Annotated in this window: 15 protein-coding genes; 3 read left to right on the forward strand and 12 right to left on the reverse strand. The window is 69.8% G+C overall.

Going from position 1 to position 14962, the window contains the following annotated elements; all coding sequences use genetic code 11:
• Positions 1-36 precede the first annotated feature (36 nt).
• From OG738_RS16170 to OG738_RS16200, 7 genes are all read right to left on the reverse strand, one after another.
• Positions 37-1764: a TIGR03767 family metallophosphoesterase gene (locus tag OG738_RS16170; protein WP_329054820.1), complete on the reverse strand. Its 1728-nt coding sequence runs from the start codon at positions 1762-1764 to the stop codon at positions 37-39.
• Between the two features lie 165 nt (positions 1765-1929).
• Complete coding sequence (locus OG738_RS16175) at positions 1930-2373, reverse strand: DUF4190 domain-containing protein (RefSeq protein WP_329054821.1); 444 nt, start codon at positions 2371-2373, stop codon at positions 1930-1932.
• Between the two features lie 59 nt (positions 2374-2432).
• Complete coding sequence (locus OG738_RS16180; RefSeq protein WP_329054822.1) at positions 2433-2864, reverse strand: DUF4190 domain-containing protein; 432 nt, start codon at positions 2862-2864, stop codon at positions 2433-2435.
• A 54-nt stretch (positions 2865-2918) separates the two neighbouring features.
• Entirely contained in the window at positions 2919-3737 is an 819-nt protein-coding gene (locus OG738_RS16185) for a carbohydrate ABC transporter permease (RefSeq protein WP_329054824.1), read from the reverse strand.
• Complete coding sequence (locus OG738_RS16190; protein ID WP_329054826.1) at positions 3734-4630, reverse strand: carbohydrate ABC transporter permease; 897 nt, start codon at positions 4628-4630, stop codon at positions 3734-3736. Before OG738_RS16190 ends, OG738_RS16185 begins: the two co-directional genes overlap by 4 nt.
• Positions 4627-5913, reverse strand: a complete 1287-nt coding sequence (locus tag OG738_RS16195) for an ABC transporter substrate-binding protein (protein ID WP_329054828.1) — start codon at positions 5911-5913, stop codon at positions 4627-4629. Before OG738_RS16195 ends, OG738_RS16190 begins: the two co-directional genes overlap by 4 nt.
• A 100-nt stretch (positions 5914-6013) precedes the next feature.
• Positions 6014-7639, reverse strand: a complete 1626-nt coding sequence (locus OG738_RS16200; RefSeq protein WP_329054829.1) for a long-chain fatty acid--CoA ligase — start codon at positions 7637-7639, stop codon at positions 6014-6016.
• Positions 7640-8084: 445 nt separating this feature from the next.
• Between OG738_RS16200 and mihF the strand changes: the two genes are divergently transcribed.
• Together mihF and OG738_RS16210 are read left to right on the forward strand one after the other, a co-directional pair.
• The gene (gene mihF, locus OG738_RS16205; RefSeq protein WP_026468624.1) at positions 8085-8396 is read left to right on the forward strand and encodes an integration host factor, actinobacterial type; all 312 of its coding nucleotides are present in this window, start codon (positions 8085-8087) and stop codon (positions 8394-8396) included.
• Positions 8397-8479: 83 nt separating this feature from the next.
• Entirely contained in the window at positions 8480-9631 is a 1152-nt protein-coding gene (locus OG738_RS16210; protein WP_329054837.1) for an isochorismate synthase, read from the forward strand.
• On the opposite strand, the gene OG738_RS16215 is transcribed toward OG738_RS16210, so the two are convergent.
• Positions 9628-10314: a 4'-phosphopantetheinyl transferase family protein gene (locus tag OG738_RS16215; RefSeq protein WP_329054838.1), complete on the reverse strand. Its 687-nt coding sequence runs from the start codon at positions 10312-10314 to the stop codon at positions 9628-9630. The two genes, OG738_RS16210 and OG738_RS16215, sit on opposite strands and share 4 nt — an antisense overlap.
• Before the next feature lie 130 nt (positions 10315-10444).
• Here OG738_RS16215 and OG738_RS16220 point away from each other — a divergent pair, with 130 nt between their 5' ends.
• Entirely contained in the window at positions 10445-11614 is a 1170-nt protein-coding gene (locus tag OG738_RS16220) for an acyl-CoA dehydrogenase family protein (protein WP_329054840.1), read from the forward strand.
• Positions 11615-11680: 66 nt separating this feature from the next.
• Here the strand turns inward: OG738_RS16220 and OG738_RS16225 are convergent, their stop codons facing one another.
• Genes OG738_RS16225 through OG738_RS16240 form a run of 4 tightly spaced genes read right to left on the reverse strand, consistent with a single transcriptional unit; the run spans position 11681 to position 14949 of the window.
• Positions 11681-12001: a hypothetical protein gene (locus OG738_RS16225; protein WP_329054842.1), complete on the reverse strand. Its 321-nt coding sequence runs from the start codon at positions 11999-12001 to the stop codon at positions 11681-11683.
• A 58-nt stretch (positions 12002-12059) separates the two neighbouring features.
• The gene (locus OG738_RS16230) at positions 12060-12701 is read right to left on the reverse strand and encodes a TetR/AcrR family transcriptional regulator (RefSeq protein ID WP_442875901.1); all 642 of its coding nucleotides are present in this window, start codon (positions 12699-12701) and stop codon (positions 12060-12062) included.
• Positions 12692-14215 carry an ATP-dependent acyl-CoA ligase gene (locus tag OG738_RS16235; RefSeq protein ID WP_329054844.1) on the reverse strand — a complete coding sequence of 508 codons (1524 nt, stop codon included), beginning with the start codon at positions 14213-14215 and terminating at the stop codon, positions 12692-12694. Before OG738_RS16235 ends, OG738_RS16230 begins: the two co-directional genes overlap by 10 nt.
• Positions 14212-14949 carry an enoyl-CoA hydratase/isomerase family protein gene (locus tag OG738_RS16240; RefSeq protein ID WP_329054846.1) on the reverse strand — a complete coding sequence of 246 codons (738 nt, stop codon included), beginning with the start codon at positions 14947-14949 and terminating at the stop codon, positions 14212-14214. The genes OG738_RS16235 and OG738_RS16240 overlap by 4 nt, the downstream gene beginning before the upstream one ends.
• Positions 14950-14962: the final 13 nt, after the last annotated feature.

Here is a 14962-nt window from a genome sequence, read left to right on the forward strand (position 1 = left end):
AAACAGCGTTAGAACACTGTTTCTCACTCACGACCCTCAGCTCAGCGGGTTGACGAGCAGCAACTCGGTGTTGTGGTCCTCGGGCGCGCCGACGCGGCCGAGGTTGGTGTGGATGTCGTTGTAGGACAGCTCGCGGTACAGCGACGCAAGCGCTTGCGGTGTCCGGTCGCCGTAGTCGGCCGCGTACGGCGCTTCCGCCTCGATCAGCGTCGTGAACAGCGACAACGTGCCGTCGGCGTTGTCCGCGACCTCGACGATCCGGGCGTGCTGCGGGAAGTCGACGTGCGACGCCGTGTTGATCTCCCAGAAGCCCTGCTGCGGCGTGTTCCCGGCGTGCGGGGTGATCTTGTTGAGGTGCGTGTGGCCGTTGACCCACGCCAGCACGTTCGGGAACCGCTTGAGCAGCCCGACGAACGCGTCGCCGTTCAGCCGCGGGTCGAGCAGGTGGCGCGAGTCCGGCAGCAGGTTGCCCATCGTGCCGCTGGTGTGGTGGCTGAACAGCAGGAACAGCTCGTCGGTGACGGCGTGGGTGACCTTGCGGCCGAAGAAATCGTAGTAGGTCGAGCTGTTCCGCTTGAGCGTCGCTTCCACCCAGTTGAACTGCGCGAGGCCGATCGAGCCGTCGGCGAACCCGGCGTCGGTCGTCGTGTCGAGGCTGATGCCGGTGACGCCCGGCGCGATCCGGAACGTGTAGTAGACGTTCTCGCCGTCGGCGTTGGCGCTGGAGAAGCCGTGCCCGACCGGACCGGGGCCGGTGTTGGCTGGGTCGAGGTGCGCGCGGACGAACTCACCGGTGTCGAACGGGCGGCGCCGCGCGTCCGGCGTGACCTCGCGGATGGTGCCCGAGCCGCCGAACAGCTCGGCGACCGGCACGCTCGAGCCGGGCTTCTGGATGGCGTCGGCGAGCTTCTTCGCGGTGGTCTCGTCCTTGCCGATGACCTTGTACTTCCCGGTGTACCAGGCGTCGATGCCGGGGATCCGCGCCGGCAGCGAGCCGACGATGCTGTCGTCGTGGTTGCCGAACGTGCAGAACCACGGGACGTCGAGGCCGGGTGCGGTGAACGTCTTGATGCCCGCTTCGAGCAGACCGGGCAACTGCGGGAAGCCCTTGGCGGAATAGTCGTCGCTGCCCGGCTTGCCGGGGTTCCAGAACTCGTGGTTGCCCGAGTTCTGCACGCCTTCGTAGGCGTTCGGGTCGCCGGAGTTCGGCGTGACGGTGCCGCCGTTGAGGACCTTGAGGAACCATTCGAGCTCGATCAGCTCGTGGTTGTCGGTGTTGTCGCCGGTGGTGACCATGAGGTCGAACGGCCGCCCGGTGAACGGACCCTGTCGCACGCTGTTGACGCGCTCGACCAGCGCGCTGGTCGCGACGGTCCCGAGCGCCTCCTGCGGCCGGTGCGCGGACCCGATGAACGGGTGCAGGTACTCGAAGCGCGCGGGGCTCTCGGTGTCGGTGATGTGCAGGTCCGTGAACTGGACGAACGAGCTGAGGGCGCGACGCCGGTCGTCGCGGCCGGTCTGCGGGGTGGCCAGGTCGCTGCGCACGACCAGTGGCCAGCCGGGGCCGCTCTGCAGGCGCGTGTAGGACGGGCCCGCGCTGACGGCGGTGGCGACCTGCTCGAGCGTGGTGCCGGCGGTCGTGACCGAGCGGGAGCTCGTCAGCCGCAGCGCGCGGTCGAGGGCGTTCGCGGTGGGCGTGCACAGCAGGAGTCCGAGACCGGCGGCGCCCGCGGTGGCGAAGGTGCGCCGGGTGAGTTCGGCCATGGTTGTTCGCTCCCCAGTTCTCGGTTGCCCAGCACCGTGCCGGACCTTGGTGGACGCGGGGTGAACGTGAAAAACATTCACCGTGACACTTCAATCCACCTTGTCACACGGGTTGGCGGGGGGAGTACCGCCGAACGTCGTGGGGATTCCGGACGCCGGGACCGCTCAGCAGGCGATCCCGCACGCGGTTCCGGCCGCGGCGAACAAGCCGAAGAAGAACAGCATCACGACCAGCGCCGGGATCACGGCGACGATGCCGCACACCAGGCCCGCGATGCCCATGCCCTTGCCCGTGTAGCCCGGCCGGTCCGCCTGGAGCATGCCGGCCCAGGACAGGCCGATCGCGAGGAAGCCGAGGACCAGGTCGACGAACGGGACCCAGAACGTCACCAGCGCGACGATGCCGATCACCATGCCCGCCACCGCCATGCCGCTGGTCCGCAGCATGGGGTAGGCGGCCACCGGGTACGGCTGCGAGACGTAGGGCTGCACCGGGTACTGCTGCGGCACCGGGTACGGCTGCGTCCCCCATGGCTGCTGGATCGGTGCCGAAGGCGGGTACCCCGGGTTGGCCGGGTCCTGCTGCCGGTAGGGGTCGAAGTCGGTCATCGCGCACCTGTTTCCACTCGTTACCCGGAGTCGTCGGTGCGCCGGCGCCGGACGTTACTTCAGCAGTAGAGCCCGCAGGTCGTCGTCACGGTCGCCGCGGCGGTGAAGAAGATGACCATGAAGATGATCGCGGGGATCATCGCGATGATGCCGCAGACCAGGCCCGCGATCCCCATGCCGCGGCCGGTGAACCCGGGCTTGGCGGCCTGGGACATGCCCGCCCAGGACAGGCCGATCGCGAGCAGGCCCATCAGCACGTCGCCGAACGGGATCCAGAACCCGATCAGGGCGAGGATGCCGACGATCATGCCCGCGACGCAGAGGCCGCTGGTGCGCAGCATCGGGTACGGGGACACCACCGCGTACGGCTGCGCGGGCAGCGGGGCGGAGATCGGGTTCGGCTGGGGCTGCCAGCCGGGCTGGGCCGGGACGGGCGCGCCGGCCGCGGGGTCGTCCGGGTGGACCGACGGGTACGGGTCGGAACTGGTCATGGGAGTACCTGCTTCCTTCGGGACAACCCGGAGTCGGTCGTGCCGCGTCCCGCGTTACGAGCCGCCCAAACCGGACTCCGTCACCCCGCGCACCAAATACCGCTGCAGGAACGCGAACAGCAGCACGATCGGCAGGATCGACACCGCCGCCGCCAGGAACAGCAGGTTCAGTTGCGGGTTCTGCGCCGTCAGCAACCCGGACAACGCCACCTGGACCGTCCACGAATCGGGGGACTGGGCGATGATCAACGGCCACAGGAACGCGTTCCAGCTGCCGATCACGGTGATCACCGCGATCGCCGCGAAGAAACCCTTCGAATTGGGGACCACGACCCGCCAGAACACGCCCCAGCGCGTCAGGCCGTCCACTCGCCCGGCCTCCTCCAGCTCGCGCGGGAAGTCCAGGAAGTACTGCCGGAACAGGAAGACACTGAACGCGCTGAACAGCCCGGGAATCACCAACCCGCGGAAGTCCGACAGCCAGCCGAGCGTCGAAACCACCACGAAACTGGGCACGAACGTGACCGACGTCGGGATCATCAGCGTCGCCAGCACCGCGTGGAAAACCGCACGGGAATGGCGGTACGGGATCCGCGCCAGGCCGTAGCCGGCCAGTGCGCAGATCACCAGCAAGCCGACCGTCTGCAAGGTCGCCACGATCGCCGAGTTCAGCAGGCTGCGCGCGAACGGGACGTCGGAAAGGGAGAACAGCTTCGAGAAGTTGTCCCAGTGCACAGTGGACGGAAACAGTGTCCACTGTGGAGCGGTGATTTCCGCGCGGGACGCCAGCCCGTTGCGCACCAGCAGGTAGAACGGCAGCAGGAACAGCACCGCGGCCACGGCCAGCGAGGCCCACCGGAGGAAGACCCTCATGTCGCACGTCCGAAGCGCAGCACCCGGCCCTGCAGCAAGGTCCCCAGTGCGATGATCAGCGCCAGGATCACCGCGCCCGCGCTGCCTCGGCCGAGGTCCTGGCCGCCCGACCCCAGCGACGTGTAGTACAGGTACACCAACGGGGGCCGCGCGAAGGGCGGGTACCCACGGGCGTCGCCCATGATGTTGTAGAACTCGTCGAACGCCTGGTAGGCGTTGATCAGGTTGAGCAGGAGCACCGCCACCGCCGTCGCGCGCAGCTGCGGCAACGTGATGTGGCGGAACACCTGCCAGCCCGGCTTCGCGCCGTCGAGCCAGGCCGCTTCGTACAGGTGCCGCGGAATCCGGTGCAGCGCCGCGATGAACAGGATCATGTAGAACCCGAGCTGCAGCCACAGCCGCGCCGTCACCAGCACGATCCAGTACAGCGGCGGGTCGACCGTCCCGGTCCAGGCCACCGGGTCGGCGCCGAACAGCGAAAGCACCGTGTTCGCCAGTCCGTAGCGGACCCCGGAGAACAGCGACGTCTTCCAGATCAGCGACGCGACGACGTACGAGCACGCGAACGGCAGGAAGAACACCGACCGGAAGAACGCCCGCGCGAACCGCAGCTGGTGGACGCCGAGGGCGAGCGCGAGCGACAGCACGAACGTCAGCGGCACGATGAACACCGCGAACACACTGAACGTCCCCAGGCTCGACAGGAACGGTTCATCGGTGACCAGGTGCCCGTAGTTGTCCAGCCCGACGAACTGCGTGGGCGTCACCGTGTTGCGGGCGTCGAAGAAGGACAGGTACGCGCTCCAGCCGATCGGCAGGTACGCGAAGACCGCGAGCCCCAGCAGGAACGGCCCGACGAACAGCCAGAACGCGCGCGCGTCGCGCCGCTTCATCCGAACAGGCGCTTCAGTTCAGCTGCGGCAGCGTCAACGGCCGTTTTGACCTGCGCGACCGGGTCGGCACCCTCCTTCGCGATCTTCGCGACCGCGTCGGACAACGCCGTGTTCGCCTGCTGTGTCCACACGGGACCGCCGACGAGGTGGCTGTTCTCCTTGACGAACCGCGCGGCGTCGGCGGCCGGGCCCGTCTTGAGGCTGTCCGCGCGGTCGGCGAGGCTCTGGCGCGCCGGGACGTGGAAACCGAACTTCGTCGCGAACTCCAGCTGGTCGGCGGTGTTGTCGATCCACAGCCACTTCACGAACGCCTTGGCCTCGGCGACGTGCGCGCTCTTGGCGTTGACCATCGCGCCGTACGCGCCGACCGGCACCGACGGCGCCCCGCTGCCGTCGAGCTTCGGGAACGGCAGCACGCCGAAGTCGTCGTCGAACGCGTCGCGGATCTTCGGCACGTTCCACAGCCCGGTCCACTGCATCGCGGTGAGCCCGTCGATGAACGCGCCCGGGTCCGACCAGTCCGCCGGCGCGCCGAGCAGCAGGGAACCGTTGGCGTTCAAGGTGTGCAGCTTGCCGAGCGCGGTCGCCGCGCGCGGGTCGTCGAAGCCGACCTCGCGGTTGCCGTTCTTCAGGTAGTCGAGGCCGGCCGACCACAGCAGCGGCCCGGTGAGCACGCCGACGCCGCCGTCGTTGCCCGCGAAGAAGCCCTTGACGCCGTCCTTCGTGAGCTTGCCCGCCGCGTCGATCAGCTCGTCGACCGTCTGCGGCGGCTGCACGCCCGCGGCCTGCAGCAGGCTCTTGCGGTAGAAGAGCACCTGCGTGTCGGTGGCCTGCGGGATGCCGTAGACCTTGCCCTCGACGGTCTGCGCGGCGAGCACGGCCGGGCTGAAGTCGCCCTTGAGCGGCGCGATGACGTCGTCGAGCGAGACGACCTGGTTCTGCCGCACCCAGTCGATCTTGACCTGCGCCTCGAAGACGTCCGGCACCTTGCTGTTCTGCAGCGCGGTGACGATCTTCGAGTCGTAGTCGCCCGGGTTCCACTGGACGTTCACGGTCGCGCCCGGGTAGCTCGCGGCGTAGCGCTTGACCGCTTCCTGGACGCCGTCTTCGCCGTACGCGTGGTACCACTGCTGGAGCGTGACCTTCGGCGCGTCGGTCGGCGGCGGGCCCGCCGAGTAGGCCGTCGACGGCGGCGGCGTGCCCTGCCGCCCGGTGTTCGACCCGCAGGCCGTGACGACCGCGCCCAGCCCGGCGAGCGCGAGAAAACTCCGCCTGTTATGCATCCCCAGAACCCCTCCGACGTGCTCTGAAGGCCACCATGAGGGCGTCAGACTCCCGCATGGTGGCCGTCCCAAGCGTGCAGACTCGCCGGAGATTTACCCGTTAGAGCTGGGCGATGTCGAGCTTTCCCTCGGAGTAGGACGCGCGGATCCGCTTCTTGTCGAACTTGCCGACGCTCGTCTTGGGCACTTCGTCCACGAACGTCCAGTTCTCCGGCAGCTGCCACTTCGCGACCTTGTCGGCCAGGAACTCCCGCAGCTCCTCGGGCGTCGCCGTCTGGCCTTCCTTGAGCACGACGGCGACCAGCGGCCGTTCGTCCCACTTCTCGTCGGGGATGCCGACGACCGCGGCCTCGGCCACCGCGGGGTGGCCCATGACCTGGTTCTCCAGGTCGACCGAGGAGATCCACTCCCCGCCGGACTTGATGACGTCCTTGGCGCGGTCGGTCAGCGTCAGGTAGCCGTCCGCGCTGATCTTGCCGACGTCGCCGGTGCGCAGCCAGCCGTCGTGGAACTTGTCCGGGTCGACCTCCGAGCCGCCGTAGTAGGAGCCCGCGATCCACGGGCCCTGGACCTCCAGTTCGCCGACGGCCTCGTTGTCCCAGGGCAGCACCGCGCCGTCGTCGATCAGCCGGGCCCGCACGGACGCCGGGAAGCGGCCCTGCGTGTAGCGGTAGCGCCAGGCCTCGTCGCCGGTCGCGCTCGCCGGCGGCCGGGCGACGCTGCCCAGCGGCGACGTCTCGGTCATGCCCCAGGCGTGCAGGATCGAGACGTCGTGCTTCTCCTGGAACGCGCGCATCAGCGACGGCGGCACCGCCGACCCGCCGACGACGACTTCGCGCAGGTGGGAGATGTCCTGCGGGTGCGCCTCGAGGTGGGCGAGCAGGCCCTGCCAGACGGTCGGGACCGCGCCGGCGAACGTCGGCTTCTCGGCGGCCAGCATCGCGGCGATCGGCGCCGGCTGGAGGAACCGGTCCGGCATCAGCAGCGACGCGCCGACCATCAGCGACGCGTACGGCAGGCCCCACGCCATCGCGTGGAACATCGGCACGATGGACAGCGCCTTGTCGCTCTGCGCGAGGTTCATGCTGTCGCTCATGCAGACCTGCATCGAGTGCAGCCAGATCGAGCGGTGGGAATAGGCGACGCCCTTGGGGTCACCCGTCGTGCCCGAGGTGTAACACATCGCCGCGGCGGAGCGCTCGTCGACGTCCGGCCAGTCGAAGGTGTCCGGTTGACCGGCCAGCAGCTCGGCGTAGGCGTGCACCTCGACGCCCTCCGGCGCCTCGAGGGACGCGGCGTCGCCGTTGGCCACGATGACGTGCCGGACCGTCTTGAACTGCGGCAGCTGCTTCGCCAGCAGCGGGACGAGCGTGCCGTCGACGATGACGACCTGGTCCTCGGCGTGGTTGGCCACGAACACGAGCTGCTCGGGGAACAGCCGGATGTTCAGGGTGTGCAGCACGGCGCCCATCGCCGGCACCGCCAGGTAGGCGGCCAGGTGCTCGGCGTTGTTCCACATGAACGTGCCGACGCGCTGGTCGCCCGTCACGCCGAGGCTCCGGAGCGCGTTCGCGAGGCGGGCGGCGTTGCGGCCGAGGTCGCTGTAGCTCTCGCGACGGGCTTCTGAACCGGTCCAGGTGATGACTTCGCTCGCCGAGTGCACCGACGTGCCGTGGCGGAGCAGGGTCGCCAGCGACAGCTGGCCGTCCTGCATGGTGCTCAACATGGTCGCTCCCGGGGGTCGTTCGCCGGTGAACTGGGGTTGCGCCGACTCTAGTGCGGATCGGGTGAAGCGGGCATGGTCAACAACGGCTCCGTTCGGTCACGGTCGTCGCGCGATCGGGCGACGACCGAACGGTGATCATGATCGACAATTTTTGCGCTTTTCGTTGTGGGCAAGGAAATACGCGCCGAAACCCGGTGTAGTGGAGGCTTCACTTCCGGGTGAGTATGGCCACTCGGGACGGTTCTTGGGAGCGTTTCCGCAGGCCGGAGCGGGTTGCCCGGTATCACCTCCGGGGGTATTAAGTGCGTGTCGGTTGCACGGCCGAGAACCCGGTGGCGTTTACTGGGGCCGTGGTAAGAGACGGCTGGCCAGCGCTTGCAGGAGCAAGCGCACCGAAAAGCCGTCGGCCGCGAAAGCGGAGACCTGAGAGGAAAGGACTACTACGTTGGCTCTGCCTACGTTGACTCCGGAGCAGCGCGCCGATGCACTCGCCAAGGCGGCCGAGGCTCGCAAGGCGCGTTCGGAGCTGCTCGCGTCGATCAAGTCCGGCAAGGAGAGCATCGAAAAGGTGCTCAAGCAGGCCAAGGAGAACAAGACGATCGGGAAGACGAAGGTCACCCAGCTGCTGAAGGCCGTCCCCGGCCTCGGCGCGGTGAAGGTCGCCGCCCTGCTCGAGCAGGCCGGCATCGACCCGGACCGGCGCGCCGCCGGCCTGGGCGAGCGCCAGCGCGAGGCGCTCATCGACGCGCTCAAGTAGCCGTCGTCAGGAGCTCCCGCGAGGGGAGTGTCGCTCGTGACACTCCCCTCGCGGATCTCCCGAAGCCTGGGACGCTAGGTCTCGTGAGCTCACCTGACCCGGCGACCCCGGCCTTGGACCTCGCCGCCCGCTACCAGCGTGGCGACTTCCTCTTCACGACGGCTTCGCGCGCACTCCTCGCGCAAGGCACGATCCGGACCGTCACCGAGACGGACCCGCGGCGGCTCGCCTCGGTGATCCCCGGTGTCCTGGCGGAGACCGGCGCCCCGCTGGCCGTCGGCGTCCTCCCGTTCGACACCGGGCCCGACACGAAGGTGCCGGGCCACCTCGTCGTGCCCCGGACCGTCCACCGGTCCGAAGGCACGCCTTCATTGCCGCGTGAGGTCCTGCCGGCGCCCGTGCGGGTGCGTGCGGTGCCTTCGCCTGACCAGCACATGGCTTCTGTCCGGTCCGCGATCGCCGCGTTGGGTGAGCGTGACCTGCGGAAAGCCGTCCTCGCGCGGGCCCTCGACCTCGAGTTCGCCGCACCGGTTTCCGCGGAGAGCATCGTCCGCAACCTGGCGGTCGGGAATCCCCGGCACTTCACGTACGCGGCCGAGCTGCCCGGCGGCCGCTCGCTCGTCGGCGCGACGCCGGAGTTGCTGCTGCGTCGCACCGGCCGCACGGTGTTCTCGTCCCCGCACGCGGGCTCCATGCCGCGTTCGGCCGACCCGGCGACCGACCGCGCCAACGGCGAGGCCCTGCGGACGTCCCGCAAGGACCAGCTGGAGCACGCCGTGGTGATCGACTACCTGGTCGAGGCGCTGCGGCCGTTCTGCCGGACCCTGGAGGTCCCGGCCGAGCCGGAGCTGGTCACGACCCCGGCGATCTGGCACCTGCGCACCCCGATCACGGGCGAGCTGGCCGACCAGGACGTCACGGCCCTCGACCTGGCGGCGGCGCTGCACCCGACCCCGGCGATCTGCGGCACCCCGACCGAGGGAGCGCGCGAGCTGGTCCAGGAGCTGGAGCCGTTCGACCGCGACTACTACGCGGGCGCGGTCGGCTGGGTGGACGCGGCAGGCGACGGCGAGTGGGCGGTGGCGATCCGCTGCGCCGAGATCGCGTCGACGTCGATGCGGCTGTACGCGGGCGGTGGCATCGTCCCGGCTTCGGACCCGCAGGCGGAGCTGGACGAGACGACGGCGAAGTTCCGGACGCTGCTGAGCGCGATGGGCCTGGCGGACAGCGTCTAGGGGGCCCAGAGTTCCTCGGTCACCGACAGCTCGTCGGTGGTCAGGACGGCGATGGCCGCCCGGTAGCCGTCGGCGGCCTTGAGGTCCACCAGGCGGGTCGTCGCCGGGTCCAGTGCCGGGTCGCCTGAGGACACCAGGGCAGCCGGTTCGTCGAAGCGGGAGAACGTGATGCTCTTCAGCGGGATGCGCAGGCCCTTGCCCGTGGCCTTCATCACCGCTTCCTTGCGCGTCCAGTAGACGAAGAACGCCGCCGCCTTCTGCTCGTCGGTCAGGCCGGCCAGGTGCGCTGTCTCGGCCGGGCTCAGGGCGTACTCGATCAAGCCGTCGTCGGCGCGACGGCCCGCCGTCTCGACGTCCAGGCCCACCGGGACCGACGGCGTGGCCGCGACGCCGATCAGGTCGCCCGAGTGCGAGATCGACAGCGTCAGGTCCGCGCCCGGGATCCGGGGCCGCCCGTGCGGCTTGCCGCAGTCTTCGCAGGTCGCGTCGAACTTCACCGAGTCCACCGATACCCCGAGCCGCTCCGCCGCGACTGTCTTGGCCAGTACGCGGCCGGTGAGGAAGCGCCGCTTGTCCGCGTCCTGCCGGTACGCCTCGAAGCGGCCTTGCTCGACGTCGTCCAGCAGACGCAGGAAACGCTCTTCGGCGGGCAGCGGGGACGACCAGCGGACCACGATCTCCATCACGTCCCCGATCCTCCCGGGCGCCGAAGCGGTTGTCACGAATTCCGGGACAGGTCTGGGGTAATCCGGCGATCAGGAGGTACCCTGGAGCTAAGCAAGCGCTTAGCCAGTGTCGGAGGAGCAGCTCGGTATGGACTTTTCTCTCAGCACCGAAGAACGGGAAGTGCGCGACTGGGTCCGCACGTTCGTCCAGCGGGAGCTGATCCCGCTCGAGCAGGAGGTCCTCCGGCGCGAGCGCGCCCACCAGCCCGGCCTCACCGGCGAGGAGCTGAAGAACCTCCAGCTGAAGGCCAAGGAGTCCGGCTTCTGGGGCGTGTTCACGCCGGAGGAGTACGGCGGCATGGGCCTGTCCGCCGTGATGGCCGCGCTGCTGGAGGCCGAGCTCGGCCGGACCTTCGTGCCGTTCCGCTTCGGCGGCGCCGCGGACAACATCCTGTTCCACGCCAACGAGGAGCAGAAGCAGACCTACCTGCTGCCGACCATCTCGGGCGAGCGCAAGTCGTGCTTCGCGATCACCGAACCGGGCGCCGGGTCGGACGCCAAGGCCATCCGGACCACCGCCCGCAAGGACGGCACCGACTGGATCATCAACGGCGAGAAGACCTTCATCACCGGCGGCAACGAAGCCGACTTCACGATGGTCTTCGCGATCACCGACCCGGAGAAGGGCGCGAACGGCGGCGTCACGTGCTTCCTCGTCGACCGCGAGGCCGGCTGGAAGTCCGAGTACATCGACACCATGGGCGAGTGGGGCCCGGCTTCGCTGATCTTCCAGGACGTCCGCGTCCCCGAGACGCAGATCCTCGGCGAGGAGGGCCGCGGCTTCGAGCTCGCGATGCAGTGGATCGGCCAGGGCCGCTACCTGCTGCCGGCGCGCGCGATCGGTTCGTGCGAGCGGCTGATCTCGATGGCCATCGAGCACGCCAACACCCGCGAGACGTTCGGGCAGAAGATCGCCGAACGCCAGGCCATCCAGTGGATGATCGCCGACTCCGGGGTCGAGCTCGAGGCGCTGCGGTGGCTGGTGCTCAACGCCGCCTGGCAGGTCGACCAGGGCGTCGACTCGCGGCACGCGCAGTCGATGGCGAAGCTGTACGGCGGCCAGAAGGCCAACGAGATCGTCGACCGCGTCCTGCAGATCCACGGCGGCATGGGCTACACGCGGGAGCTGCCGATCGAGCGGTGGTACCGCGAGCTGCGGCTGCTGCGCATCTACGAAGGCACCGACGAGATCCAGCGCCGCACCATCGCGCGCAACCTGCTCAAGGGGCACGTGAAGGTCGGCGGCGTGCTCGGCTGAGGTCCGCCGGAAAGCGAACGAGGCCACCTCCCGGACGTCCGGGAGGTGGCCTCGGCGGTACTTCGGTTATTTCTTGTTGCGGATGGCGATCGGGACGCCGGCCAGGTCCTCTTCGTTGCACAGGAGCTTCACGTCGTAGTACGGCGAACCCTGGCGGTCGTCGTAGTCGAGGTGGATCGCCAGGACGTCGAGCGGCTCGCCCAGCCAGTCCTGTGCCTGCCGTAGCCACTTCGAGCACCGCTCCAGGGCGGTGGGGAGATCGTCATCACGGAACTCGACGGGGCGATAGGGGACATCCTGCACCTGATCGCGGGGGTGTGCCGGCGCCGGGAGGCCCGGCGCGAGACCCGAGTCGTCCAGTTCCAGTTGGATCGTTTCCTCAGTCACCCTTCGAGCGTCCCCCACGCACGCCGTCTGGGCAAGGCGTACACAGGTAAAAGCGCCGCTAAACGGACATGCCCCACTCTTTCGCGACGATTTCCCGGCAGCGCCGCAAGTCGGCCACGCCCGGCGGAGACGTGCAGCCCAGGGCCCTCGAGACCAGCTCCGCGTAGTGCTCCGCGAGCTGGTCCAGCGCCAGCGGCCCGTGCGGCGAATACCACCTGGCCACGCCGCTGCACATCTCCAGCAGTGCGAGCCGCGTCACCGCCGGGTGTTCGGTGTGGAACACCCCGGCCGCGACACCTTCTTCGATCGCCGCCGCCCACAGGTGTTCGTACGCGTCCCGCAGTGCCACCACCGGTTCGCGCGCCGCGGGGGAGAGGACGTCGACTTCGTTGTCCACCACGCGGGTTTCCGCCGGGCCGACCGCGTGCGCGAGCACGTGGAGCGCGACCAGCGTGCGCAGCCGGTGCACCGGGTCGGCACTGCCGGCCGTCGCCTCGCGGGCCGCGGCCAGCAGGCGGTGCAACGCCGTGTGCATGATCTCCGCGAGCAGATCCTCCTTGGTGCCCATGTAGTGGTACAGGCTCGCCGACGAAAGGTCCGCCTCCTGCGCCAGGTCCCGGATGCCCGTGCCGTGGAAACCCTTGGTGGCGAACAGTTTCACCGCCGCCGCGCGGACGCGCTCCCGGCTGGTCACAGCCATGCCGCCGCCTTCGCGTCCCACGACCCGGCACGCGGGTCGGCCACCTTGCGCAGCTCGCCCTTGGCGACGCGCTCGGACGGCGTCATCGGCAGCTCGTCGGCGAACGCCCAGAACCGCGGAACCTTGAAGTAGGCCAGCTTTTCCGCGCAGAACGCGGCGAGCACGGCCGGTTCCGGACGCTCGCCGTCGCACACGACGTACGCCTTGATCTCCTCGCCGCGCAGCTCGTCGGGCACCGCGACGACCGCCGCGAGCCGCACCGCCGGGTGCAGCAGCAGCGCGCGCTCGACCTCGTCGGCGGAGACGTTCTCGCCGCTGCGGCGGATCATGTCCTTCGTGCGCCCGACGTAGTAGACGCGGCCGGCGTCGTCCATCCGCGCGAGGTCGCCGGTGTGGAACCAGCCGTCGCGGAACGCCTTCGCCGTCGCCTCGGGATCGTCGTGGTAGCCGTGCATCAGCCCGATCCCGCGGATCAGCAGCTCACCGGTTTCCCCGCGCGGCAGCGGCTTCCCGTCGTCGCCGGCGATCATCGCCTCGCGGTCGCGGCTCGGCCGTCCGATGCAGCCGGTGCCGACGGTCTCGTCGTGGTCGGCCGCCGTCATCCGGATGTCGCCGCCGGTCTCGGTCATCCCGAACGCCTCGTACCACGGCACGCCCCAGCGCGCCTCCAGCTCGGCGTGCAGCTCGTGCGGGATCGCGGACGCGCAGATCGCGCGGACGCGGTGGTCGCGGTCGGCCGCCGACGGCTCCTGCCGCAGCAGCAGCGTGGGCATCAGGCCGAGGCAGTAGAACCAGGTGACACCGTGTTCGCGGATCTTCGCCCAGAACGTGCTGGGGTGGAAGCGGTCCAGCACGACGAGGGTGGCGCCGGCGGCGAGTCCCAACGCGACGTTCCACTGTGGATCGATGTAGTGGAACGGCTGGGCGGTCAGCATGACGTCGTCCTCGCCGACGGCCGGGAAGTCGGTGGTCAGCCCGACGGCCAGGGTCGTCCAGTACCGGTTCGGCAGGACGCAGCCCTTGGGGGCGCCGGTCGTGCCGGACGTGTACTGGATGTTCACCGGCAGTTCGGGCACCGGCGTGAACTCCGGTGGTCCGGCGTCGGTGCGGAGCCGGTCCGGCGTGACGACCTCGGTCAGCCCGATGCGGCCGAGCAACTCGGTGAACTCCGGCGCGGCGACGACGAGCTTCGCGCCGGAATGGCGGAGCACGTGGGCGCCGTCGAACTCCCGGTAGTTCGTGTTGACCGGCACCAGCTGCGCGCCGATCTTGGCCAGCGCCAGCCACAGCAGCGGGAACTCGGGCACGTTGCGCAGCATCACGGCGACCCGGTCGCCGGGGCCGATGCCGCGTTCGGCCAGCACCGCGGCGAGCCGCGAGCTTTCGCCGTCGACCTCGGCGAAGGTGAAGCGCCGGCCGGTCTCGTCGAACACCCAGGCCGTGCGCTCCGGCCACAGCCCGGCCGCCCGCTTGACGAGCTGGGCGAGCGTGCCGATTTCGGCGAGCGGCGTCACGTCCGGCTCCGGAAGGCCTCCGTGGACGCGGCGACCGCGGCCGAGGTTTCGGTGATCAGGGCGTGGCTGACCTCGAGTTCGAGCGCCGGTTCGACGTCGATCGGAGCGTCGAGGACGCGCTTCGCCATCGCCGCGGCCTCCGGGGGATGCCCGGCGATCCGCTTCGCCCAGCTGAGCGCCTCGGCCGGCAGCTGGTCGGCGGGCACGGCGGCGTTGACCATGCCCAGCTCCGCGGCCTTCCGGCCGTCGAAGCGCTCGCCGAGCAGCAGCAGCTCCTTCGCCTTGAGCGGGCCGACCAGCAGCGGGAGCAACCGCGACGCCGCGCCGGTGACGCTCAGGCCCAGCGAGACCTCGGGAAACGCGAAGACGGCGTCTTCGGCGGCCAGGATCAGGTCGCAGCCGAGTGCGAACTCGGCGCCGGCGCCGATCGCGTAGCCGTGCACCGCCGCGATCACCGGTTGACGCAGTCCGCGCAGCCGCCGTGTGACGTCCTGGAGCCGGTCCAGCCGGGCCCGTGAATCACCCGCGGGGGTGGGTTCCTTGAGGTCGTGACCCGCGCAGAAGGCACGGCCGTTACCGGACAGCACGACGACGCGGGCGTCGCTGCGCGCGGCGGCGTCGAGGGCGGCGAGGAAGTCGTCGACCAGGACGGCGGCGACCGCGTTGAGCCGCTCGGGCCGGTTCAGCCGGATCTGCGCGATGCCGTCCTCGACGGCGAACTCCACGGTGGGCATGCCGCCGATGCTA

Origin of the sequence: Amycolatopsis sp. NBC_01488 (assembly GCF_036227105.1) — a bacterium.
Lineage (GTDB): Bacteria > Actinomycetota > Actinomycetes > Mycobacteriales > Pseudonocardiaceae > Amycolatopsis.